Below are 23,127 nucleotides of genomic sequence, written 5' to 3' on the forward strand. Positions count from 1 at the left end.
ATGTTCACTTTTCCCATTCTTGCAGTTCGCAAGGTCATCGAGCGCGGAAAGACCGATGCCGCCAACAACGGCGGTTTCCGCAATCCCTATTATGGCCTCAAGCCCGGCCAGGGCGAGATCCCCGGCCTGTGGCTGGTCGGAGACCAAGGTGTCTACATCATATCGAACGGAAAACTCGCAGACGGCGAGCGCCCGCTCGTCCTCTATTCCGAAGAATGCCACCCGATCGGCAACCCCGACTGGTTTCACTACAAGCAGCGCCATTTCGGTGGCGACGACGGCATGGAATTCATCGACGCCGAGCAACTGATCCCGCTGTTCGATCGCAACCTCCGCTGCACGCACCTGCGCGTGCAACTCACCGAGACCGAAGTCTCGCTCTCGCTGATCGCCCGCTAACCCCCAGCAAACCTGCCAGCCCTTTCACGCGGACGCCAACGCCGTCCGCGCGATCCTGCTCGCCCTCAAATCCAAGGAGATTTTCCATGGCTCATGACGACCCCTTTACCATCGACCTGTTCGGCAGCACGGCCATTTCGTCCGGCCTTGGCCTTGGCGTCACGGCCTTCGCGGCTGACTTCGGGCCGGGCGATGAAGATGATCCGGATTCTTCCGCACCTTCGCCGGTCACGCCGGCGGTTGCAGCCATGCAACCGACGTCGAAGCCTCGACGGGTTCATGGACTGAACTTTCATCTTGCCGGCGATCGTGGGCTGGCCCGTGGCTGGAAGGATCGGGCCCGCGACAACATCGCTTCGATCAGGCTCGCCGCCGAGATCGGGGCCGACGATCGTCCTGCCACGCGTGAGGAGCAGGAGCGGCTGATCCGGTTCACCGGCTTTGGCGCGTCCGACCTTGCCAATGGTGTCTTCCGCCGTCCGGGCGAGCTCGAATTCCGTAAGGGCTGGGACGACATCGGCTCGGACCTGGAAGATGCCGTCGGCGAGATCGACTATGCCTCGCTCGCGCGATGCACCCAATATGCCCACTTCACGCCTGAGTTCATCATCCGGGCGATCTGGTCAGGCCTCCAGCGTCTCGGATGGCGCGGCGGCCGGGTTCTTGAACCAGGCGTCGGAACCGGCCTGTTTCCGGCGCTGATGCCGCAGTCCCTGCGCGGCGTCTCCCACGTCACCGGGATTGAACTCGATCCCGTCACCGCGCGCATCGCGCGGCTGTTGCAGCCGCAAGCGCGGATCATAGCCGGCGATTTCGCCCGCACCGACCTGCCGGCGAGCTTCGACCTCGCCATCGGCAATCCGCCGTTTTCGGACCGAACCGTGCGCTCCGATCGGGCGTATCGGTCGATGGCATTGCGGCTGCATGACTATTTTATCGCGCGCTCCGTCGACCTGTTGAAGCCGGGGGCATTCGCCGCCTTCGTCACCAGCTGCGGCACTTTTGATAAGGCCGACAGCACCGCGCGCGAGCATATCGCGAAGACCGCCGACCTGATTGCCGCGATCCGCCTGCCCGAGGGCAGTTTCCGGGCCGACGCCGGGACGGATGTCGTGGTCGACATCCTGTTTTTCCGCAAGCGCAAGATCGGCGAGCCAGAGGGCGACCTGTCATGGCTCGACACCGAGAAGGTCCGGGGAGCAACTGCAGATGAGGGCGCGATCCGCGTAAACCGATGGTTCGCGCGCCACCCGGATTTCGTGCTCGGCACACATGCCTCGATCTCGGGGCCTTACGGCGAGGCCTATTCCTGCCTGCCTCATCCCGGTGTCGATCTGGAGCGGGCGCTCACCGCAGCGATCTCCCTCCTTCCGGAAGCCATTTATGACGGCGAGCCGGACGAGATTGATCATGACGCCGAGGACAGTGCCGATATCGTCGATGCCCTGCCGGAAGGCGCCGGCGTGCGCGAGGGCAGTTTCTTCGTCGCGAAAAACACCACCCTCGCACAGATGATCGATGGCGCTGCCGTGACCGTCACGGTGCGCAAGGGCAGGGCGAGCGACGGCGTGCCCGAAAAGCACGCGCGTATCATCCGCAAATTGATCCCCATCCGTGATGCCGTGCGTGAAGTCCTGAAGGCGCAGGAGTTCGACCGGCCCTGGAAGCCGGCCCAAGTCAAGCTGCGCATCGCCTGGTCGAATTTTGTGCGCGCCTTCGGCCCCATCAACACGACCGTCGTTTCCACCAGCGAGGACACCGAGACCGGCGAGGTCCGCGAAGTGCATCGCCGGCCGAACCTGCAGCCCTTCCTCGACGATCCCGATTGCTGGCTGGTGGCTTCCATCGAAGACTACGATCTTGAGACCAATACCGCCCGGCCGGGTGCGATTTTCACCGAGCGCGTCATCGCGCCGCCCGCGGCACCCGTCATCACAAGTGCTGCCGATGCGCTTGCCGTCGTCCTCAACGAACGCGGGCATGTTGATATCGATCACATCGCCGAGCTGCTGCACGCCGATGCCGAAGCAGTCATCATCGAACTCGGCGACGCCATCTACCGCGATCCTGCGACCGGTTCCTGGCAAGCGGCCGACGCCTATCTCTCCGGCCAGGTCCGCGACAAGCTCAAGGCCGCACAAGCCGCCGCCGCCCTCGACCCCGTCTTCGAGCGCAATGTCCGTGCCCTGGTCGAGGTTCAGCCGGCCGATCTTCGGCCTTCCGACATTACCGCCCGTCTTGGCGCACCATGGATACCCGCCGCCGATGTTGCCGCCTTCGTCAAGGAGACGATGGGCGCCGAGATCAGGATCCATCATATGCCGGAGCTGGCGTCGTGGACGGTAGAGGCGCGGCAATTGGGATGGATGGCGGCCGGCACGTCCGAATGGGGCACCGATCGCCGTCATGCCGGCGAGCTCATAGCCGACGCGCTGAACAGCCGCGTGCCGCAGATCTTCGACACTGTGAAGGAGGGCCCGGCTGAAAAGCGCGTGCTCAATGTCGTGGATACGGAAGCCGCCAAGGAAAAGCTGCAGAAGATCAAGACCGCTTTCCAGAACTGGATCTGGTCCGATCCCGACCGGACCGACCGGCTGGCGCGGGTCTATAATGACCGCTTCAACAACATCGCGCCCCGAAGATTCAACGGGGATCACCTGCAACTTCCAGGCGCCTCCGGCGCCTTTTCTCTTTATGGGCACCAAAAACGCGGCATCTGGCGCATCGTCTCGGCCGGCTCGACCTACCTCGCCCATGCCGTCGGCGCCGGCAAGACCATGACGATTGCCGCGGCCGTCATGGAGCAGCGCCGGCTTGGCCTGATCGCCAAGGCCATGTTGGTCGTTCCCGGCCATTGCCTTGCACAGATGGCCCGCGAATTCCTGGCGCTCTATCCGACCGCCCGCATCCTGGTGGCCGACGAGACGAATTTTTCTTTAGCCAAGCGACATCACTTCCTGTCGCGTGCGGCGACCGCCGCTTGGGACGCGATCATCATCACGCACAGCGCCTTCCGCTTCATCGGCGTGCCGTCGGCATTCGAGCAACAGATGATCCACGACGAACTGGAACTCTACGAGACGCTGCTGACCAAGGTCGAGAGCGACGACCGCGTCTCGCGCAAGCGTCTCGAGCGGCTGAAGGAGGGGCTCAAGGAACGGCTGGAGGCGCTGGCGACCCGCAAGGACGACCTGCTCACCATCTCCGAGATCGGCGTCGACCAGATCATCGTCGATGAAGCCCAGGAGTTCAGGAAGCTTAGCTTCGCCACCAACATGTCGACGCTCAAGGGCGTCGATCCGAACGGCTCGCAGCGGGCTTGGGACCTTTATGTCAAATCCCGGTTCGTGGAGACGAAGAACCCAGGCCGGGCGCTCGTGCTGGCCTCCGGCACGCCGATCACCAACACGCTTGGCGAGATGTTCTCGGTGCAGCGCTATCTCGGTTACCAGGCCCTGCTTCAGCGCGGGCTGCACGAGTTCGACGCCTGGGCTTCGACCTTCGGGGACGTCACGACTGAACTCGAATTGCAGCCATCCGGGAAATACAGGCCGGTGACGCGCTTCGCCACCTTCGTCAACGTGCCGGAGTTGATCGCGATGTTCCGCTCCTTCGCGGATGTGGTGATGCCGCAAGACCTTCGGGACTATGTGAAGGTGCCGGCGCTTTCGACCGGCGCACGTCAGATCATCACCGCCAAGCCGTCCGCCGCCTTCAAGCGCTACCAGATGGTGCTCGACGCCCGCATCAAGGCCATCGAGGAACGAGACGGTCCGGCAGAAGCTGGTGACGACATCCTGCTGTCGGTTATCACCGATGGCCGGCACGCTGCTATCGACCTGCGCCTGGTTGATCCCGACAATGACAATGAGCCGGACAACAAGCTCAACGACCTGATCGGCAATGCCTTCCGTATCTGGCAAGAAACAGCGCAAAGCAGCTATGTCCGCGCCGACGGCAAGCCGTTCGAGCTTCCTGGCGCAGCGCAGATGATTTTTTCCGATCTCGGCACGATCAGCGTCGAGAAAACCAGAGGCTTTTCAGCCTATCGCTGGATCAGGGACGAGTTGGTCCGCAGGGGAGTTCCGGCATCGGAAATTGCGTTCATGCAGGATTTCAGGAAGTCGGAGGCCAAGCAGCGCCTGTTCGGTGATGTGCGGGCCGGAAAAATCCGGTTCCTGATCGGCTCCTCCGAAACGATGGGCACCGGCGTCAACGCGCAGCTCCGCCTCAAGGCGTTGCATCACCTCGATGTGCCGTGGCTTCCCTCCCAGATCGAGCAGCGCGAAGGTCGTATCCTGCGGCAGGGCAACCAGCACGATATCATCGATATCTTCGCCTACGCCACGGAAGGATCGATGGACGCCCAGATGTGGCAGAACAACGAGCGCAAGGCCCGGTTCATCGCGGCCACCCTCTCCGGAGACACGTCCATTCGGCGGTTGGAGGATATGGGTGAGGGGCAGGCCAACCAGTTTGCTATGGCCAAGGCGATCGCCTCGGGCGATCCACGTCTGATGCAGAAGGCAGGTCTGGAGGCAGACATTGCCCGCCTGGAGCGCCTTCGCGCGGCCCACATTGATGATGAGCACGCCGTTCGGCGGCAGATCCGCGATGCCGAGCGCGATATCGAATACGCGACCCGGCGCATTGGCGAGGTGGGCAAGGATATCGAGCGCCTCGTGCCGACGACCGGCGATGGGTTCAGCATGGTGGTCGGGGGCGAGGCGTTCACGCAGCGCAAACTCGCCGGTCGTGCGCTGATGAGGGAAATCCTGACTCTCGTGCAGCTTCAGCAGGAGGGCGAAACCACTATCGCCTCCATCGGCGGCTTCGATTTCGAATATTCCGGCGAGCGCTTCGGCAAGGACGGCTACCGCTATGCCACGATGCTGATGCGCACCGGCGCCGATTATGAAATCGAGCTGCCGGTGACCACTACGCCGCTTGGTGCGATTTCTAGCCTCGAGCATGCCTTGGCCGGCTTCGAGGGCGAGCAGGTACAATACCGCCAGCGTCTTGAGGATGCCGAGCTCAGGCTCACTTCCTATCGCTCGCGTCAGGGCGGCGAGTTCGGATTCTCTGGTGAACTCGCCGAGAAGCGCCGGCAGCTTGCGGAAATCGAAAACGATCTTGCGTCTTCGATTGATGGCCAGGATCCGCGTGCAGCCGCATAGCAGGCTCGATACAGGCTGCCGGTCAAGAGTCCGGCAATACCGGCGGCAAAGGTTCAAGGCGGCTCGGGTGCAGGCGATGCGGAAGGCGCGCCGAACTGCTTACCCATGTTGATGCCTCGTTTCGGTCATGCTCGGCTCCGGCCAGCCAGACCACATGACGTAACGTCAAGAATCAGCTAACTGGATCATCGCGGCGGACCTGATTGGACCGTCCGGCCGGCGCCTGCCAGAGCCCCCCGCAAAAGCAGGCGCCGGCCTTTTAGCGCTTGAAAGGCGAGCAGTCATATTGTTTCGTCTTGTACCCATCCAGACACGAGGCAGTTGCGATGGACGACACCAAAGGCGGCGCAAACCACACGTCCGTTGAGATAGTCGAGGCCATGGGCGAGTGGTTCGTCCGTGTTGTTGGGAACGGCGAAGAACTTACCCGATCATTCGACCTGGAATCGGTCGCCCTTGCCTTCACGGAAGGCCAGCGGATGCGCCTTGGGGCTTAAGGACTTCAAGCGGATCTGACCCGACTTCCGCGTTCACACCATAGCCGCCTAAATTCAGTTTGCTATCGATCCGTTGCGGGATGGCCCTATGTCGTGCCGATCAACTTCCGTTCTTCACCATACGACGGCAGGATCAAAGTCTTGCGCAATGCAAGCAAAGGTCTGACATAACCGCTTTGGTTCCGTACTTGTCCGTTGGACGTTCCGTTATTTTAGCTAATCGGCATATAAGCGGGCCGTCACTGGCTGACGGCCGCCTGTTTTTTTAGTCTACAGCCTAGCCGGCCAAAAAGAACGCGTCAATTTTGGCGTCGCTCTTGCCCAGCGCCGCAATGCCGGATGCCATCATTGGCTTAGAATAGATCAGGCCCGGTTGCGTACTGGACATTGCTCAAATAGAGATGGGACAAATCAGACAAAAGGACCGACACATTGACAGAAGAATCCGACCGCCGCGCCGCCGAACTAGCCGAGCTTACTGCGGAGATTGTGTCCGCCTACGTAAGTAAGAACCCTGTACCGGCTACCGGCCTGCCTGAACTAATCGCATCCGTGCATATGTCTCTGTCCGGGCTTGGTACGCCGATCGCGCCTGTCGTTGAGCCGCAAACTCCCGCGGTCAACCCGAAGAAGTCGGTGACGCCAGATTTCATTATCTGCCTCGAAGACGGCAAGAAGTTCAAATCCCTGAAGCGGCACCTTAGCACGGACTTCGGTCTGACGCCGGACGCCTATCGCGAGAAGTGGGGCTTGCCGCGCGATTATCCGATGACGGCTCCGAATTACGCCGCTCAGCGTTCGCAACTGGCGAAGTCCATCGGGCTTGGGCGCAAGGCTGAACCCGTCGCACCAGCCAAGAAGGCACCCGCGAAGCGGAAAACCAAAGTGTCCGCCACCACCTGACGCTACGTAACGACTCAGCTATGTCAAGGCGCGGCGGATCCCAATCCCGCCCGGGGCCGGCGCCATTCGGATAAGCTCCAGCGAGGGCGCCGGGAACTCGCCGGGCGAAGAAACCCCAACCACCTCAAGCCCGGCGAGCCTACACCTGATCAAAGTACCCGATCAGGACCGGGACCAACCGGCACCACGTCCGAAGCAAGCGCAATGCCAGCGCTTTGGTCCCGAAATGGGACAATGCCGACCCCCCCGCTAGCAGCCGGGTTTCTCTTCACAAAAACCAACGTAGAACAAAAACCTGTGAGCTTTCGCAACGGAGCCGCCGCGCCAAGGCAGAGAACCGTTCCGCTTATCGCCATGCCCCGGTCTACGTCGCAGGGTTGAGGAAAGGAAAACTTAGGAGGAATAAAACCCGCTCGCAGATCGGGCGGGCCGCTGACGCTGGCGCTCAACCGCGCCGCTCGCGATCCCGGCCGCGTCGTCCTGCGCAGGGCTGTTAGCCCCGCTCGGCCAGCCGGGCAGGGATGCTCGGCCGCAGGTGCACCGGCCCGCCCGCTCCGCGGGCCGGGGGATGTCTTCAGGAAGAAGACGAGCAAGGACGCAGCGATCAGCGGTGTCCCGCAAAACCCTTGAAGGAGCATCTCCATGGAACTGAAGTTTGTCGACCCGCGCGCGCTGAAGGACAACCCTGACAAGGCGCGACGCTCGAAGTCGAGTCCGCAGGCCGACGCGCTGCTGCTGGCTACGATCCGTGCCGTCGGCATCGTGCAGCCGCCTGTCGTCGCGCTGGAGACCGATGGCGGCAATGGCTACGTCATCGATGCCGGCCATCGTCGGGTGAAGCAGGCGATCGCGGCCGGTCTCGAAGAGATCGCCGTGCTGGTGATCGAGAGGGCCGAGGATGGCGGCGCCATGCGCTCGCTAGCGGAAACGCTCGCTCACGAGCAGCTCAATCCCGTCGACCAATGGCGCGCCATTGAGCGGCTGGTCGCGCTCGGCTGGACCGAGGAAGCGATCGCCGTCGCTTTGGCGCTTCCCGTCCGCCAGATCAGGAAGCTGCGCCTGCTGGCCAACGTTCTGCCGGCCATGTTGGAGCAGATGGCCAAGGGCGACATGCCCAACGAGCAGCAGTTGCGCACCATCGCCTCGGCTTCGCTTGATGAACAGAAGGAGGTCTGGAAGAAGCACAAGCCCTCCAAGGCCGATCCCCAGGTGTCGTGGTGGAGCGTGGCGCAGGGCCTGACGAAGCGCCGCATGTACGCGCGCGACGCCAGCTTCGGTGACGATCTCGCCCAGGCCTACGGCATTGCCTGGGTCGAGGACCTGTTCGCTCCGGCCGACGAGGACAGCCGCTACACGACGGATGTCGAGGCCTTTCTTGGCGCCCAGCAGGAGTGGATGGCAAACGCTATGCCCAAGCGTGGCGTGATCGTGGAAGCCGGTCAGTGGGGCGAGCCGAAGCTGCCGGCCAAGGCCGAGCGTCTGTACGGTAAGCCGTCGAAATCCGATCACACCGCCATGTATCTCGACCGCGACGGCAAGGTACAGTCGGTCGCGTATCGTATGCCGGCGGTCAAAAAGTCCAAGGACAAGAATGGCGCTGATGTCGAGGCCGATGGCGATGATATGGTCGTTACGGCAAAGCCGCGTCCGGACGTGACGCGCAAAGGCCTGGAGATGATCGGCGACCTTCGTACCGACGCACTGCATGAGGCGCTGTCGCGCGCACCGATCGAGGACGACACGCTGATGGCGCTGCTCGTTCTCGCCTTCGCCGGCCAGAATGTGACAGTGGCATCTGGTGCCCGTGACATCTCCTATTACGGGGCGGCTGGCCTCGGCGAACATGCCGCGCGCCTGTTCGACCAGGAGGGCAAGCTCGCGTTCGACATGGACACGCTGCGCATTGCCGTGCGTTCCCTGCTGATCGACGTTCTGTCCTGCAGGGAAAATCGCTCGGACAGCGGCGTTGTCGCCCGTGTCTCCGGCGACGTCATCGCCGCCGACAGCTTCCTGGCCAACATGGGGACGGAGGATTTCCTGTCATGCCTGTCGCGGCAGGCATTGGAAAGCGCCTGCGCGGATACATCCGTCCTGCCCCGTCAGAAGGTCAAGGATACCCGTGCGGCCTTGGTCGAGCATTTCAAGGAAGGCCGCTTCGTCCACTCGTCGGCGCGGTTTGGGCCCACTCCGGAAAAGCTGACCTCCTGGCTGAAGAAGAACGAGGCCAGGGAACAGCCTGACGACGGCACGCCGGAGGACCAGGACGAGCTCGACGGCGATGCGATCGTCGATGCTGCACATGACCATGTCGGCGACGATGACGCTGCGCAGGACGAGGACCTCACGGACGAACAGACCGAGCCTTACAAGGTGGCCGCCGAGTAGGCGGCTGCGCCTTACCTTTCCCTTCGAACGATCATTCCGCCGCCGGCACATCACCGGCGGCGGTTCTGTTTCCACCATGAGCACCACGGAGAAAACTATGTCCGCCCAATTAATCTATGACCTTGTTCCACTCGCATCCATCGTGACTTATTCCGACGGATCCCCACGCCCGCCAGAGCGGCATCGCAAGAAGGTCGCAGCCTGGGAAAATCTCAACGGCGGCGGTCGCCTGATCCGCAAACAGGCCGAGGCCCGCGTCGGCAGTACGACGCTGCCCGCCTCGATCACCCTGCACAAGGGCGACTATGGCAGTCAGGGAACCATTGTGCTGCGCGTCCACCAGACGTTTTCGGTGAACAGCGACCTGAAGTTTTCGGTCAAGCAGCGGCCCGCCATCGGCTCCGTCCTGGTGCTCGACCGCGCCGGCGACGATGCGGAGCTTGTCCATCTTGCCGCCAATCGCGCGGCCGCCGAGGAATGGCTGAGCCGCCACGGCTATCCGAACGCCGTGTTTCAGCAGGTCGTGGCCGACACCGTAGCGGCGGACACCGTAGAAGGGAGGACTGCAGCATGACTGCGCGAACTTTTGAAACCCATGTCGTCGAACCCCCCGGTTCTCCGGAAGTTACTTTTGGCCGAAGCGCCGATGGGCTTTGCGTTGCCCTTGTCGGCGAGCACGCCTTCGCCATGGCTCCAGCCCGTGATGGCCGGCACTATCTTGTCACGGGCTGGCGTATCCGCCGGCCCATGGCCGAATGGACGCGCGGCGATTTCTACGGCCATGCCGGAGAGCTTGCCAACAAGGCGGCGTTTCGCGCGCATGTCAAGGAGAGCGCCCTCCACCAGCAGCAGCGCGCGCCTCTCGGACGTCGCGAAATCCACTCCCGTGCCCACACGCCATGGGGAACGTCGCAGGGAGCGACCGTCTATGCCGAGGGCGTCGTGGCTCACTCGACCGCAGGCCATGGCGGGTTCCATCTGTCGGCGGAGCGAAATCGCAAAGTCCATGACATGCTCCGTGCCAATGGCGGCTGGTATGAAGAGGACTGCCATTGGGCGGCCGTCGCCCAAGCCTTCCCCCAGCTCTTCACGGACTTCGAGAAGGCTTGTGCGGAAAAGTCGATACGCGACTGGTACCCGGATGCCTGGGAGGCGATCCACGGGAGGGTGCTCGAACCCGGCCAATCCGCGAAAAAGGACGAGCGGGCATTTTTCGAGAAGCACACCGGGCTGGGTCGTGGTGTCGGCGATCCGTTCCGAGCACCAGGCCGGTTTCACCGAGGTTATCGCCAGCCCTGGCGGCAAGCGCGGACCGGGCACGGAGGAGCGTCGCTTTCTCGTGGCGACCGACGAATACCATGTCGGCCGCTTTGGATTCGTCATCGACGTTGCGCGCCATCGTGTCTATGCCGGGCCATCGAGTTTCATGGATTGGCAGGTCAGGGACGCATAATGTCTGTCCCCGATCGCCGCGCACAGCTCTTTCGCATGGAGGAGGCTCGGCGCCACACACAGCGCCAGTTCGATATGATCGACCGGCAGATCATGAGGCAGATGACGGCGATCATTCCGCAGCTCAAGCTCCAGCGTATCGGCCACCGACGCCGAAACCCTGCTGATGCCCGGGCCTTACTCGAAAGGTATCGATTGAAACTCGCAGCGATCACACTGCAGAGGCAGCACGAGATCGACGCGCTCTCACGCAAACTGGCCAGGCAAGATGCTGCTATCAAGGCACTGCGTGCCAGACTGCCACCGAACCTGATCCGCGCCTGATACCCCGGCCTGCTCAGCGTTTGCGGACGAACTCCGTTCGCAACACCAGCCCCTTGATCGCATCATGCCGGCAATCGATTTCTTCGGGATTGTCGGTGAGCCGGATCGACTTGATCACTGTCCCCTGCTTCAGGGTCTGGCCGGCACCCTTGACCTTGAGGTCCTTGACGAGGACGACGGAGTCGCCGTCGGCGAGCACATTGCCGGCGGCATCGCGCACTTCAATTTTCCCGGCAGAAGCTGCAATGGCAGCCATCTCCGATGCTGGTCGCCATTCCCCTGTCGTGTCGTCATAGACGTAGTCGTCATTCTGATCGGTCATTGCTGGCCTCGTTTCGGAGTTGAACACGCTACGCTGCCAGCCCGACATGGGAGCAGGCCAAAGAGTTGATCCGCAGCGGCGGACCGGCGCAGCTCATCTATACCGGCAGGAGCCGAAGTTCAAACCGCTGTCGACCCTCGCGCAGCTTGGCGGGCAGGCGGATTGGCGGCGGGATTGAACACTGCATTTCCTCGCGCATGCCGATGTCCGAATTCATCCCTTGCCTGTCTTCCCGGCGGGTTTGCTGCGGTCTGAACCGGCGGCTGTCCGCTTCAAGGCCGCTATCGCGCCGCGGGGCGGCCGGATCCCGCCGATCTCGGCAAGGCTGGCCCGCGTCCCGCGCAGGGCCAGTGAAGAACTGACCCCGCTTGTCCGCAAGCCAACCTCGCTCGCCTGGCAGGCTCCGGACCCTGAAGCGTCCAGCTTCCTCCGGTTCCTTTTGACCGCACCCGCAGGAAAGACCGGCAAGGGCCGGAACACCTGAAGGGCATCGCTAGAAAGGAAAGCTCAATGTCCAGTTCAACCCGCTCCACCAAGGCCAAGGCCCGCGTCGTCCAGCTCCGCAAGGGCACAACCCTCGAAATGGTCCGGCTCTGCTGCCCGGATGGCCGCCAGGCCACCCTCATTTCCGAAAGCTTCGGCCTCTCCATCCTCGACAGTGACGGCATCCGTGAATTCCACGAGCGCAGTCTGATCGAAAGCGCCGATACGCTCGCCGAGGGCCTTTCCGAAAAGGCCATGCAGATCCACCTGCAACGAATCGTCGGGTCCCATGTCGGCTCCGCCTTTGGAGCAGGCCAGTTCTACTCGAAGGCCGTCACCGAGGCGAAGGATGCCACGGCCAGGCTCGCCAATGACACCCGCGACGAGGACATTGACGGTCCGGTCGGCTTCGACAGCAAGGCCCAACGCAAGCGCGAATTCGCCGCCGAAATGGGCCTTCAGGCACACGCGCTGCGCATGGCGGCCGAGGGCGCCGTTGCCGCCTACGAGCACATCGTCGGCGAGAGCTGGAAGCCCTACGAACGCCAGACCGAGAACCCAGGCCAGACCGTCAACCGGCAGGCAGCCGATCTCCAGATGGCGGCCCTTGGCTAACTGCCATCGGGCGGAGCTTCGGCTCCGCCCGATCTTCTCATACTGAGGCTGGTGTCCGTTCGGGAGCCGGCCTCTTTGCTGTGCCAAAGGCACCCGGCTCAAAGTGGACACGGCAAGTGATTAAGACCGCGCCAATCGCGGCCGTCACGAATGATGGTCCTGCTCCGGTCCTCGTCCCGCGAAACGGCTGCGCCGTCCTCCACTGGCGTTGCGGCCCGCAAGCGATGGTTCTCAGCTTCCCCATCTTTCCTCCGCGGGTTCGCGGACCTGCGGTCCTGCGCGTGCGGACCTCGTGACGGCCGCGATTGGCGCGGCCTCGAATGGAGGTTTGAAATGGACAGGAACAACAACAAGCCCCGCGTCGACATCTACGCGAAAATCACCGATCGTATCGTCGCGGATCTGCAGAAGGGCGTGCGCCCATGGGTCAAACCGTGGAGCGTTGCGAATACGACCGGTCGCATCACACGGCCGCTCCGTCACAACGGCCTCCCGTATCAAGGGATCAATACACTGCTTTTGTGGTCGGAGGCGGTCGCGAGGGGCTTTGTCTCTCCGGTCTGGATGACGTTCAAGCAGAGTGCGGAGCTCGGGGGTCATGTTCGCAAGGGCGAGACCGGCTCCATGGTTGTTTACGCCAGCCGCTTCACCAGGACGGAAACCGACGCGCATGGCGAGGAAGTCGAGCGGGGTATTCCGTTCCTCAAGGCCTACACGGTGTTTTGCGCCGACCAGATTGAAGGTCTGCCGCCGCACTATCATACGGCGCCAGAGCCTGCTGCCGATCCTGTCCAGCGCTTCGAGCACGCCGACCGTTTTTTCGACAACACTGGAGCGGTTGTGCGGTATGGCGGAGACAAGGCCTATTATTGTCCCTCTACCGACCATGTGCAGCTGCCCTCACCGGAAGTTTTCCGGGATATGGCTTCATTTGTCGCCACGAGAGCACACGAGTTAGGTTTCATCGCAAGTGTCCTCCTTGTCGCGACGCCTGTTGCTGGGAGGGCCTGACCATGGCTTCTCTCGATCGCGCGGATGTCTACGCCCGCATAACAGCCGAGATTGTTGCGGCTATCGAAGCCGGCGCCGGCGAGTATGTCATGCCTTGGCACCACAACGGCTCCGCGACGGCGCGGCCCGTCAACGTCGCCTCCGGCAAGGCCTATCGGGGCGTGAACACACTCGCCTTGTGGGTCGCGGCGCAAAGCGCCGCGTATCCAACAGGCCTCTGGGGAACCTATCGGCAGTGGCAGGCGCTTGGCGCTCAGGTGCGTAAAGGCGAGCGCTCCACGACGGTCGTTTTCTGGAAGCAGATCGGCGGTGACGGTGACGAGGATGACAGCGGTTCGGATGATGGAGCGGAGCGCCGCCGCTTCTTTGCTCGCGACTATTCCGTGTTCAACTGCGCGCAGGTCGATGGCTACGAGCCGGAACCTATTGCTGCGCACTCAGAAGAAGAACGCGTCGCCCATGCCGATGCTTTCTACGCCAACCTTGGCATCAATACCGTCTATGGCGGCAATGAAGCCTATTATTTGCCATCGGCTGATCGGGTGCATCTCCCAAGTTTCAGTTCATTCAGGGATGCTGCCTCTCATTATAGTGTGCTTTTTCATGAAGGGCTCCATGCAACGGCAGCAAAGCATCGACTTGACCGCGATCTATCCGGACGGTTCGGCTCCGAGGCCTATGCCATGGAGGAGATTATTGCCCAGGTGGGGTCATCGATGATCCTTGCAGACCTCGGTATTGTGGCGGGTCCTCGACCTGATGACGCCTCGTACATCTCAAGTTGGTTAAAGGTCCTGCGCAATGACTCTTCCGCTATCTTCACCGCCGCCAGCAAGGCTCAACAGGCGGCCGACTGGATGCATGCCCGGCAACCATCCAGCCAGGTCAGCGCAGCGGCCTGACAGACAGTTCAGCGGCGGGCGCCGTTGCCGCTCGCCGCTGCAATGAAGCCAGTTGCGCTTCGGCAACCCTTGCTCTGTGCAGAAGGGAAAGGTTCTCGGTCGCCAACTTGCGTTTTTCTTCGGCGTGCCGACGGGCGTCCGATCGCAGGAGCGCAATTTCTGCTCCCATCTCTTGCACTGTTGCAGCCAGATCCTTGGCCGGCCCCGGTGCCTGCGAAGCTGCCTCGATTTCATCGAGGATGTCGCGGTGGGTCGTGTAGAGCGGATTGCGGCTCTTGCCTGCCTCCCGCGCAACGGAAGCCGGATTGATCCGTACCACTCGGCCCTGATGATTAGGGTGGCGTCCTTCGCCGCGGGCCAGACGGGCAAGAGCCGCGCGATAGGCACGAGCGGCGGACGTTGTTGACGCGGATGGCGGATCAGATGTGCTCATCATCTCCTCCGATCTTGTTCAACACGTTTTCGCATTGGTTGATCGCTTCTGTGAGAACGGCGGCCGTCATCGGATTGGCGCCCGGCATCAAGGCCTCATTGCGGGCTCGCCGGTCCCGCCAATACGGCGCATGACGCGCCTCGATCACCATGTTGGCGCACTCCAGGCAGACCGATGGGCTCCGGCCTGCCTCGCTCGGCGCAACTTCGCCGCCGCATCGGCTGGTTTCCGACTGGAAGACACACCAGCCGTAGTCACAGGCATGGATCCGCAGGTCCGTTTCCTTCAGCACGAACTCTATGTAATCGCGCCTCACTTGCTCGCCGGCGCGTCCCCGGAAGCGCGCGTTGCCCGCGGCAATCCGTTCGCCCATCCGTCCCGCGAGCCGGTCGCTCACCAACAGCCTTTCCAGTGCTGTCGCTGTCTCTTCGCGGCTTTCATGGTTGACGAGCTGATGAAGATCGAAGTCGCTGCCGACATATCCGCGCGCGGTCATCGCGACCGACGCGTGCTTGTAATGCTCGGCCAGACCGAGGAGCTGCGATCGGTCTTTACGCGCGATGAAGCGCGCGAAGGTTTTGCGGAACTGGTGAGTGCTGAAGGGCCAAGGTTTTCCTTCATGCAATGGCACTCCGACATGACGGGCAAAGTCATTGATCCGCCAGCCGATGTGCATCTGGGTGACCGGTACGATCTCGCCGTACTGCGTATTTTTCACAAGGAACAGCTCGCGCTTGCCAGACACCTCCCGGAACGGCGCGCTCAATTGCTCGAGCAGCTTGACCGCTGTCACGACAGGTTCTGGAGCGATCCAGCGCTCCGCCCGCCCGCCATGCTGGTCGACGGTCTTGAAGAGCCTGGCCACGACATAGGCCTGCTTGACGCCGGTTTCGCCGATGGCGCGGAACTCGATTGCGCCAACCTCCATCGAGAGGATTTCGCTCACGCGCATGCCGACGAAGCCGGCAATGACGATATAGCAGGCCTCGACCAGGTGATTGGCGGCATGGCGGACCGCATAGGCGCCCAACAAGGGTTCGCCTGCCGGCCCCGCCAATGCGGCACGGGCTAAGGCGCTACGGACAAAATGCGATGGGCCGCGACGATGGCGCTGTGTCAATCCAAAGGCCCGCGCTTCGCGACGGATGGTTTCCGCTTTCACGATCGTCGGACCATGCTCTTCGACCCACTGTAAGGCGATGTTCAGCAGGGAGATCGCGATGGCGTCGGGGATGAAGGGGATCGCACCTCTCGTTGCCGGCGTCAGTCCCGCCGCTTCGTAGGTTGTTTCCTGTGGTAGAGGATCGATCAACGGTGCATCTTCGAGCTTTGCGCGTTGCCGATAAAGGTCCTTCAGCACCACCATGTAATTGACAATGGTGTTGGCGGTAATGGGCTTTCCGCTGTATCCGGGCCGCGTCAAAAGCCAGGCCCGCAACCGCTCCACCGCCGCAGCATCGATGCTGCTGAACGTCTCCAGTCCATCTATCGCCATCCACCTGATCATGGTTTTCAGGTTGATGCTCTTGCTCTGCACCGAGCTTGCCGACAGTCGTTTTCGACCTGTGGGCGGATTGACGGTCATGGACCAGAGGAACTGCTTTGCCGCAACGTGGAGGGCAATCCAGGCCTTTGTGCTGATCAGCGCTTCCTTCGGTACCGGCAGCAGCCAGCCTATTCTGTTCTGATCGGCGCGACGACCAGCCGTTCGGATATCAAGCAGCCATTCGTCGTCGCCAAAGCGGCTCTTCGGCGATACCGCTGCATCCATCCACGTTGCTATCGAGGTAGTCTTATCAAGCCGCGCTTTCATTCAATCACCGGCAAAGCTGGCGCCGTCATGCCTGACGCCGCAAGGTGCAGTTCGGGAGAGAAGCGGGACAGGATGTCGTTCTCGAGGATTTCCAGTTTCGGTGCATAGAGGAGCCTCCAACGGTCTGGCGCCAATGTCTTGCGCGCAGCAACGAGGGCGTCCCGGGTGGACAGCAAGCGCGCCAAAACGTCCGGATCGAGCGGGATCACGGCGTTCGGGCAGGTGAAGCAGCCAAGCCAGGCCGTGCAAAGACGTCCTGCCTTCTGACCTTCTACGACACCTGCCAGAGGATCGCTGCAGGTGAACCCTGCAGCGGTGGCGTGTCTGGCGTCGATCACCTGCGTGTCGAGTTCGATGTGCTTATGGCTGCCATCCGCGCCTCGAACAACGTCGATGAAGCGGGCCTGAAGATTGCCGATGACCCGTTCTTGCGCCCTGCGTGCAATCGGCCGATCGACATATCGCTGCGTCGTGTCTGGCGTAGAGTGATTGGCGAGTATCTGGGTTTTCAGGATATCGTGCCCAAGCGCCTCATGCGCCAGTGTAAGTCCCGTTGTGCGCAATGCCGCTAGGGTCAATGCAAGAGGCGCGCCGCTCTCATCAGCAAGACCATGGCGCTGGGCGAACAGCCAAACATGTTTGCTCATCAGATAGTCGGGAATCAGCTTGATCGCCCGTGTGCCGTTTATGCTTGCCGCCAGGAACAGCCGATCGTGATCTTTCGCTGGGACATGCGACAGCAGTGGTGCTGTCATCGCCAGAACGCGGTCGATCAGGTTCGGCACTGAGAGGCTCTTGTCGCGTAGGAAGCTGCGACGTTGCATGCGATTGGAACGGCCTTTCGACCAGGTCATGACCTCGCGTCCATCGAGCAGCAGATGCTCGCTCATGCAGTCCCGCCGCATCTCGCGAAGTGCCTCTGGGTTCGCATAGCTCTGCGCTCCGATAGCGATCATGTAGGGAATGAGCGTTTCGGGCAGGGTATGAAGATAGCTGGCGAGCTTTGGGGTCCCGCCATGCCTGAGCGCTGCGAAGTAAAGCCGCCACCGGCCCGCACCCCTTTCCAATGTGACGTTCTGCGGAGGAACGACGCCGCCATAATGCTCAACGATGACAGCAAGCATCACGCCGAGATCGTCGAGATCGAGGCGGCTAAGATCGTGCTCCCGCGCGATGGCCTTGCGATCGACCTGCGAGAGCAGGGCTTGTCCTGTTTGGAAAGTCGACCAGCTCTCCTCGATGTCTCTCCTGGCCGCGACTAGCACCGCTTCTATTTCCGATCGGGTCAAGGCGTCGCGAGGGCGCGTCTCTGCGTTTTTCCTTGGGAAGGCGTTGAACGGGATCTCAAGATTTGGTGCAACTAGCCTTGGCCAGTTCCGCTTCAACCAACGGACCATTTGCTTGAGCTGCGACCAGGCGGCGTGACGCGTGCTTTTTGCCCATGACTTGGCATTGAGCCATGCGATGAACGATCTTAACACGTCCGAGGTGACCTCGCGCATTGAGACGAGAGAGGGCATTCGCTCATCCAGGAACCCGAACCAGCGACGGAGTATGTGGAAGGCGCCCCTGCGTGTTGCGGCGCTGTGGCCCGCATGATGCTGTCGGAAGGCGAGTGCTATTTCGGCCGCGACCCCAGGCCTGTTGCGATAGACCGAGAAGTCGAAGCTGCGCTCCAGCTTGCCGTCGGGATCAAGGAAGTTGACGATCAGAGAACCGGGCACGCCCGCCAGCGGTACCGGTGATGGCGCGAGCCGATAATCCTTGCGCCGCCGGGCCATCACAGAAGAGCCTCATACAGCTCATCGACCGATGCCTCCACAAAAGTAAGATCGGTTGCCAGAACGCGCAAATAAATTGCGGTCGTGGTGAGGTCGGCATGCCCCAGGATCACCTGGAGGGTCAGGAGGGGATTGAGCTCCGGCTCGTGCTGTGCCCGCCGTTGCAGGAACCGGAGCATCGCCGTTGCGAAGGTGTGGCGCAACGCATGAAAGCTCGCGGTGACACCTTCGGCAGCCGCAGCTGCCGCGAACATTGCACCGATGCGCCGCGGACTGATCGCGCGTCCGGATTCCGTAAGGAAGACCGCGTCCGGTTCCCTATAGTCGCCATGTCGCGATCGCGCACGCCGGACAATGATGGTGCGCTCTTCACGCATATAGGCGCGTGTCCGATCGACCAGAGGCGATGGTGGATAAACGGTCCGCGGCTTGCCACCCTTGGTCTCCTCGATCTTGATGGCTGTCAGGGCATCCGAGTTGGATCGCGGAATCGCCCGTTGTCCCAATCCGGCGACTTCCATCCGGCGCATGCCTGTGGCGACGGCCCATTCAACGATCAGTCGGTCGCGTGATCCCAAATTGGCCATTACACGCCGCAGCATGGCTGGCGAAAGCGGCCTGGGAAGCGTCGGCGTATGTCGGACAGTCAATTCGTTGACGACCTGCTGTCCGCCTGTCGCGTCAACGTGCGCAAGAAAGCCTTGCGGCCGGCTCCGCGACAAGGCCAGTTCGCTCGCAGTGAACGGAGCATTTTCGGTCAGGCCAGCATTGACACACCATCGGTAGAACAGAGCGAGCGTTCTGATCCGGCCATTGATGGTGCTCCGTGCAAACGCTCGCCTCGTATGATCGCTGCGACCGGAGAGCATTCGATCGCGGTAGGCAGCGATTTCCGCCACCCCGATCACATTCCAGGCCCACTCATTGGCTTCGAGCGTCTGCCACCAGTCGTAGAGAACCTCGCCGTAAGTCCGCCACGTCTGGATGCTGCGCGTCCGTCCTCTCACGAGGGCAACATGCAATAACCAGGCACAGGCTGGTTCAACCAGCCGCATCTCGCGATCGAGCAGCATCGGAACGTGCGGCCGAGGAATACCGTTCGGCGCAAAGTCATCGGTGGTGAACAGCAGCTCTGCCAAACAGGTCTCCAATTCGGGCGACCCGCCGCTTTGCGGGGACAGGCCCTCGGGCACGTCCCCGCAAAGCGGCGGAACAGCGTCCTACAAGTGAAAGACTGTCCTGATTCCAGTGCGGGAAGATGACAGAAAGGACGCGATAAAGATGGGACCTAACACGAGACCCTGCATTGGACATCGGCTCCTCAGCGGCTGAACAGGGATCTCAGCCGCTACCACAAGGATCGCACGGATCGGGCGCGCGAAGAATTGCTCGTCGAGCTTGGTGCCGCGATGCTCTGCGCAGACCTCGATATCGTCCCTGAGCTGGAGCCGAGGCCCGATCATGCCGCCTATATTCAGGGCTGGGCCAGCCTGCTGGGCAGCGACAAGCGGGCGATCTTTCAGGCGGCCGCCCACGCACAACGCCGGTCAATTATCTCCACGAATTCCAGCCCCAGGCGGAAGAAATGGCGAGTGCGGCCTGATGTTACGCGCTCCGCTGTTGCAAGGGGAGAGCGCCGAGCCCTCCCCGATCCGCTTTCGCGTCATCAGTTTGGGCGCGGGAGTGCAATCGACCCCTTCGTCCTGATGGCGGCACACGGTTATTTTTGCCCTATATTCGCCGATACTTGCTGGGAAGCGGTCGTTGTCTACGACCATCTTCGCTGGTTGCCTCGCCGAATGTGCTGCCCTTTGCGCGAAATCTCCCCAACGTCGCTGAGGGCAAGCATCGGGCATCGATTCCCGCTTTACCCCCGGCACCGTCGACCGGGATTTCCATGCGGATAAGCCGAGCCGCGAGACCATAGAGAAGCGCATAACTCGGCGGGATTGCCTCAACTAGGTTGACATCTTGACGTGGCCGGCTAGGGCCAGCTCGACCTTTGGCCAAATGAAGGATGTGCGGCGTGTGATGGTCCAGTTTGGCAAGCGTCGTTCGCTCGGCAGAGCACATCAGGGTGAGCCCCGCCTTGCGGCTGGCCCCGTTCGGGCGGTAACCCGAGGCCGAACCCTGATCAGCCGGCTGGTGCCGGCGTCCAGCCCAAAGATGCCTATCGATGTCCGCTATGCGGCCGCTCCTGCTTGAACAGCAGATTATCGGGCTCCTGGGACTCGCCTCGCGGCCCGTCATCGTTCGACCGATATCAGGAGGCGGGTGCGGCTCTTTCCGAGCTGTCCGTCGTTCTACAATGACGCGTGACGGGGACGGCCAGGCTTGATGGTGCCTGACGTTAGTCGAAGTTGCGGTGATCATGCCGATGGGAGCTCGACCGTCGTCTGGCCGGCGGTTTCATGGAAAGGCCCACCACCTGCGTCCTCGATGGGGCTGCTCTGACCGAAGGCCGGCCTTCGCTTCGCTGCGCCTCGTTCTTAAACCCGCAACAGCCGGTCGCGACTTTCTTCCCCTGGCGACTGCGCCGCCATTCCGCGCGGAACAAGAAAGCCTCCCCCTGGCTGCCCTTCACTGTCGTTGCGGCCCTAAGGACCACCCCAATTACCCCGCCCCATGGGGCCCCCCCAGGGTGCCGGCCCAACGCCACACGTGCCAACAAACCCATCGAGGTCGCGGTGGTCGCGGCCCGAGAAACTCACGGAGACGACAAATGGCTACCATCGGCACATTCACCTCAAACGGCAACGGCTTTTCCGGAGCCATCAAAACCCTCAACCTCAACGTCAAAGCCAAGCTGATCCGCGTCGAGAACCCTTCCGACAAAGGCCCCCACTTCCGCGTCTACTCGGGTAGCGTCGATCTCGGAGCCGCCTGGCAGAAGGTCTCCAACGAGGGCCGCGACTATCTCTCGGTCAAGCTGGACGACCCGAGCTTCCCCGCTCCGATCTACGCTACCCTGATCGAGGTGGAAGGAGAGGAAGGCCTGCAGCTGATCTGGTCTCGCCCCAACCGGGACTGATCGCCTCGACGAGGGCTCCGCCGCAAGGCGGGGCCTTCGGCTGTTCCCAACCAAGCCGCAGGCGGAACGAGAAAGCGTGAGGAAGCGATGGCTGCGGAGCAGGGACTCGGATCCCGTCTTTTGGTGGCGTCTCAGTTGGGCTCAGTCGTTTTGAGGAGTCCTGATCGCCTTGGCCGACCTGAAGGTCTCCTATTCAGTTTCAGGCGAAGAGGCTTCAAGCGCCAGCACATCCAGCCCCTCAATCTCCTGCATCACTTTTCCGGCGATACCCTGCAGGTCACCATACATGCCGACAGTCGACTCGATCACCCCTTGGATCTGCGCCTCGCGCTTGGCCCACAGGCGTGTTGTGACCTTGCGTTCCTTGGCGAGGTCCTCCTGCATATCCGAGAATTTCTCCACGATCGCCTCGACACGGTGGCGGAAGCGCGGACCGGTCAGATAGCCGTAGACCTGTTCCATTTTGGTGGCCTGGCCGTCCTGGGCGAGGCGGGAGTTCGCCAGCTCGATCAGGGATTGCCGAAGCATGATGGCGATCGGGATCGCACACTTGGGATGGGCGACATAAACTCCGTCCACAAGATCGAAGGTTTCCACGCCGGGAGGCAACGCTTCGGAGATCATCAGCGCAATATCCGCTTTCGCGGCTCGTTGATCTCCTCTGAGTTTCCCAAGCCAGCCCTGGCTCCAGTTCTTGGTGCGTTTCGATTCCCATAAAATGGCGCCGCATGGCTGGCCGGCGGGTCCGACCACGCGGTGTAGGACATCTCCGCCGAACTCGCCCTTGGCGACCGGTTCGATGGTGTCCATCGGGAACCGGCTGGCAATGAGAGACTCGAGCTCAAGCTCGAGGACCTCGCCCTGCAGCTGCTGAGAACCCTGTTCCGCACGGCGCTTCAGCTCCTCGATCTGGCGCTGCATGCCGGCTATCTGTTCTTCTTTTTCGGCAACCTTCATTTTGAGGCCGTCTTCGGCTTCGGACCTAGCCTTTACGCGAACGGCGTCCAATCCTTCCTGGATCTTCCTTTCGATGGTCAGCGCCATCTCGCGCTTTTCATCGTCAAGCGCACGCTGCTGTTTGAGGAATTCCGCCTGTTGCTGCTGGGCCTCGGCGAGCTTTTCGTCGCGCGCCTTCAACGTCGCCTCCAGCTCGGCAAGCTTGTTATCCCTGTCCTCCAGATCTACCGAAAGCAGCAATTTTGCCTTGCGGGCTTCCTCGACAGCGATTGCGGCACGCTCAAGCTTGATTTGCTCAGCCACCTGGTTGCCGATGTCCTCTTTGGCGGCGTCGATCGCGGCCCGCTCACGTTTAAGCTCTTCCTCCCGGGCCGCCATGGACGCGTTGCTCTGCTCCAAACGCCGTTCATAGTCCTCGCGAGTCGCGGCAATCAGCGGCGCCGCGAGCGACTCGTTGAGCTTGATCTCCGTTTTGCAGCTTGGGCAGCTGATTGTCGGTTCATTGAGAATCCTGGGCTGCACAGTCATTTGGCGCGCTGACTCACTGAGGGCTGATGTAGTTTCAGACTATATATTACCGCTCTTTTTTGGAAAAGAACAAAGAGCGAACAGGGGTGTTATCCCCAGCGTAAGGACGGAACG

16 protein-coding genes and 3 pseudogenes are annotated in these 23,127 nt (G+C 62.0%); 13 read left to right on the top strand and 6 right to left on the bottom strand.

From position 1 onward, the window contains the following. The 8 genes and pseudogenes from NKJ17_RS17025 (at position 1) to NKJ17_RS17060 (ending at position 11,137) form a co-directional block, all read left to right on the top strand. Entirely contained in the window at positions 1–399 is a 399-nt protein-coding gene (locus NKJ17_RS17025; protein ID WP_352689505.1) for a DUF3085 domain-containing protein, read from the top strand. A gap of 86 nt (positions 400–485) precedes the next feature. After that, positions 486–5,576, top strand: coding sequence for a helicase-like domain-containing protein (locus NKJ17_RS17030; RefSeq protein ID WP_352689506.1), 5,091 nt, complete (start codon positions 486–488; stop codon positions 5,574–5,576). Between the two features lie 326 nt (positions 5,577–5,902). After that, entirely contained in the window at positions 5,903–6,073 is a 171-nt protein-coding gene (locus tag NKJ17_RS17035; protein ID WP_352689507.1) for a hypothetical protein, read from the top strand. A gap of 432 nt (positions 6,074–6,505) precedes the next feature. Then, positions 6,506–6,976 (top strand): Ros/MucR family transcriptional regulator, encoded by a 471-nt coding sequence (locus tag NKJ17_RS17040; protein ID WP_352689508.1) that lies wholly within the window; start codon positions 6,506–6,508, stop codon positions 6,974–6,976. Positions 6,977–7,618: 642 nt separating this feature from the next. Next, positions 7,619–9,361 (top strand): ParB N-terminal domain-containing protein, encoded by a 1,743-nt coding sequence (locus tag NKJ17_RS17045; RefSeq protein WP_352689509.1) that lies wholly within the window; start codon positions 7,619–7,621, stop codon positions 9,359–9,361. Positions 9,362–9,458: 97 nt separating this feature from the next. After that, positions 9,459–9,935: a UCP036055 family protein gene (locus NKJ17_RS17050; RefSeq protein ID WP_352689510.1), complete on the top strand. Its 477-nt coding sequence runs from the start codon at positions 9,459–9,461 to the stop codon at positions 9,933–9,935. Beyond that, a pseudogene (locus tag NKJ17_RS17055) lies at positions 9,932–10,814 on the top strand (DUF7007 domain-containing protein). The gene NKJ17_RS17050 and the pseudogene NKJ17_RS17055 overlap by 4 nt, the downstream one beginning before the upstream one ends. After that, positions 10,814–11,137 carry a hypothetical protein gene (locus NKJ17_RS17060; protein WP_352689511.1) on the top strand — a complete coding sequence of 108 codons (324 nt, stop codon included), beginning with the start codon at positions 10,814–10,816 and terminating at the stop codon, positions 11,135–11,137. Before NKJ17_RS17055 ends, NKJ17_RS17060 begins: the two are co-directional and overlap by 1 nt. A gap of 13 nt (positions 11,138–11,150) precedes the next feature. On the opposite strand, the gene NKJ17_RS17065 is transcribed toward NKJ17_RS17060, so the two are convergent. Further along, on the bottom strand, positions 11,151–11,459 hold the full coding sequence (locus tag NKJ17_RS17065) for an alkylphosphonate utilization protein (protein ID WP_352689512.1): 309 nt from the start codon (positions 11,457–11,459) through the stop codon (positions 11,151–11,153). A 510-nt stretch (positions 11,460–11,969) separates the two neighbouring features. On the opposite strand from NKJ17_RS17065, the gene NKJ17_RS17070 reads away from it, so the two are divergent. The 3 genes and pseudogenes from NKJ17_RS17070 (at position 11,970) to NKJ17_RS17080 (ending at position 14,470) form a co-directional block, all read left to right on the top strand. Then, entirely contained in the window at positions 11,970–12,557 is a 588-nt protein-coding gene (locus tag NKJ17_RS17070) for a hypothetical protein (RefSeq protein WP_352689513.1), read from the top strand. A 333-nt stretch (positions 12,558–12,890) separates the two neighbouring features. After that, positions 12,891–13,511, top strand: a pseudogene (locus NKJ17_RS17075) (ArdC family protein); the annotation flags it as partial. 59 nt (positions 13,512–13,570) lie between these two features. Beyond that, complete coding sequence (locus NKJ17_RS17080) at positions 13,571–14,470, top strand: ArdC family protein (RefSeq protein WP_352689514.1); 900 nt, start codon at positions 13,571–13,573, stop codon at positions 14,468–14,470. Here NKJ17_RS17080 and NKJ17_RS17085 read toward each other — a convergent pair. The 4 genes from NKJ17_RS17085 to NKJ17_RS17100 all read right to left on the bottom strand — a co-directional run bounded on the left by NKJ17_RS17085 (position 14,454) and on the right by NKJ17_RS17100 (position 19,636). Then, the gene (locus tag NKJ17_RS17085; RefSeq protein WP_352689515.1) at positions 14,454–14,903 is read right to left on the bottom strand and encodes a hypothetical protein; all 450 of its coding nucleotides are present in this window, start codon (positions 14,901–14,903) and stop codon (positions 14,454–14,456) included. The genes NKJ17_RS17080 and NKJ17_RS17085 overlap by 17 nt on opposite strands. Beyond that, the gene (locus NKJ17_RS17090) at positions 14,890–16,488 is read right to left on the bottom strand and encodes a site-specific integrase (protein WP_352689516.1); all 1,599 of its coding nucleotides are present in this window, start codon (positions 16,486–16,488) and stop codon (positions 14,890–14,892) included. Before NKJ17_RS17090 ends, NKJ17_RS17085 begins: the two co-directional genes overlap by 14 nt. A 224-nt stretch (positions 16,489–16,712) precedes the next feature. Further along, on the bottom strand, positions 16,713–18,497 hold the full coding sequence (locus tag NKJ17_RS17095) for a site-specific integrase (RefSeq protein ID WP_352689517.1): 1,785 nt from the start codon (positions 18,495–18,497) through the stop codon (positions 16,713–16,715). Next, positions 18,497–19,636, bottom strand: a complete 1,140-nt coding sequence (locus NKJ17_RS17100; protein WP_352689518.1) for a tyrosine-type recombinase/integrase — start codon at positions 19,634–19,636, stop codon at positions 18,497–18,499. Before NKJ17_RS17100 ends, NKJ17_RS17095 begins: the two co-directional genes overlap by 1 nt. A 153-nt stretch (positions 19,637–19,789) precedes the next feature. Between NKJ17_RS17100 and NKJ17_RS17105 the strand changes: the two are divergent. Further along, positions 19,790–20,100: pseudogene (locus NKJ17_RS17105) on the top strand (zincin-like metallopeptidase domain-containing protein); the annotation flags it as partial. A 1,119-nt stretch (positions 20,101–21,219) separates the two neighbouring features. Continuing rightward, positions 21,220–21,528: a DUF736 domain-containing protein gene (locus NKJ17_RS17110; RefSeq protein ID WP_023819777.1), complete on the top strand. Its 309-nt coding sequence runs from the start codon at positions 21,220–21,222 to the stop codon at positions 21,526–21,528. Between the two features lie 189 nt (positions 21,529–21,717). Here NKJ17_RS17110 and NKJ17_RS17115 read toward each other — a convergent pair whose 3' ends face one another. Then, entirely contained in the window at positions 21,718–23,013 is a 1,296-nt protein-coding gene (locus NKJ17_RS17115) for a DUF2130 domain-containing protein (RefSeq protein WP_352689519.1), read from the bottom strand. Between the last annotated feature and the right edge of the window lie 114 nt (positions 23,014–23,127).

The sequence above is a fragment of the Mesorhizobium sp. M0208 genome, assembly GCF_040322015.1.
Lineage (GTDB): Bacteria > Pseudomonadota > Alphaproteobacteria > Rhizobiales > Rhizobiaceae > Mesorhizobium.

Bases quoted from the DNA above. Each gene is read 5' to 3' on its own strand.
- NKJ17_RS17110 (WP_023819777.1), top strand. From the start codon at position 21,220: ATGGCTACCATCGGCACATTCACCTCAAACGGCAACGGCTTTTCCGGA.
- NKJ17_RS17025 (WP_352689505.1), top strand. From the start codon at position 1: ATGTTCACTTTTCCCATTCTTGCAGTTCGCAAGGTCATCGAGCGCGGA.
- NKJ17_RS17095 (WP_352689517.1), bottom strand. From the start codon at position 18,497: ATGGCCCGGCGGCGCAAGGATTATCGGCTCGCGCCATCACCGGTACCG.
- NKJ17_RS17035 (WP_352689507.1), top strand. From the start codon at position 5,903: ATGGACGACACCAAAGGCGGCGCAAACCACACGTCCGTTGAGATAGTC.
- NKJ17_RS17085 (WP_352689515.1), bottom strand. From the start codon at position 14,903: ATGAGCACATCTGATCCGCCATCCGCGTCAACAACGTCCGCCGCTCGT.
- NKJ17_RS17070 (WP_352689513.1), top strand. From the start codon at position 11,970: ATGTCCAGTTCAACCCGCTCCACCAAGGCCAAGGCCCGCGTCGTCCAG.
- NKJ17_RS17090 (WP_352689516.1), bottom strand. From the start codon at position 16,488: ATGACCGTCAATCCGCCCACAGGTCGAAAACGACTGTCGGCAAGCTCG.
- NKJ17_RS17030 (WP_352689506.1), top strand. From the start codon at position 486: ATGGCTCATGACGACCCCTTTACCATCGACCTGTTCGGCAGCACGGCC.
- NKJ17_RS17080 (WP_352689514.1), top strand. From the start codon at position 13,571: ATGGCTTCTCTCGATCGCGCGGATGTCTACGCCCGCATAACAGCCGAG.
- NKJ17_RS17065 (WP_352689512.1), bottom strand. From the start codon at position 11,459: ATGACCGATCAGAATGACGACTACGTCTATGACGACACGACAGGGGAA.
- NKJ17_RS17050 (WP_352689510.1), top strand. From the start codon at position 9,459: ATGTCCGCCCAATTAATCTATGACCTTGTTCCACTCGCATCCATCGTG.
- NKJ17_RS17060 (WP_352689511.1), top strand. From the start codon at position 10,814: ATGTCTGTCCCCGATCGCCGCGCACAGCTCTTTCGCATGGAGGAGGCT.
- NKJ17_RS17115 (WP_352689519.1), bottom strand. From the start codon at position 23,013: ATGACTGTGCAGCCCAGGATTCTCAATGAACCGACAATCAGCTGCCCA.
- NKJ17_RS17045 (WP_352689509.1), top strand. From the start codon at position 7,619: ATGGAACTGAAGTTTGTCGACCCGCGCGCGCTGAAGGACAACCCTGAC.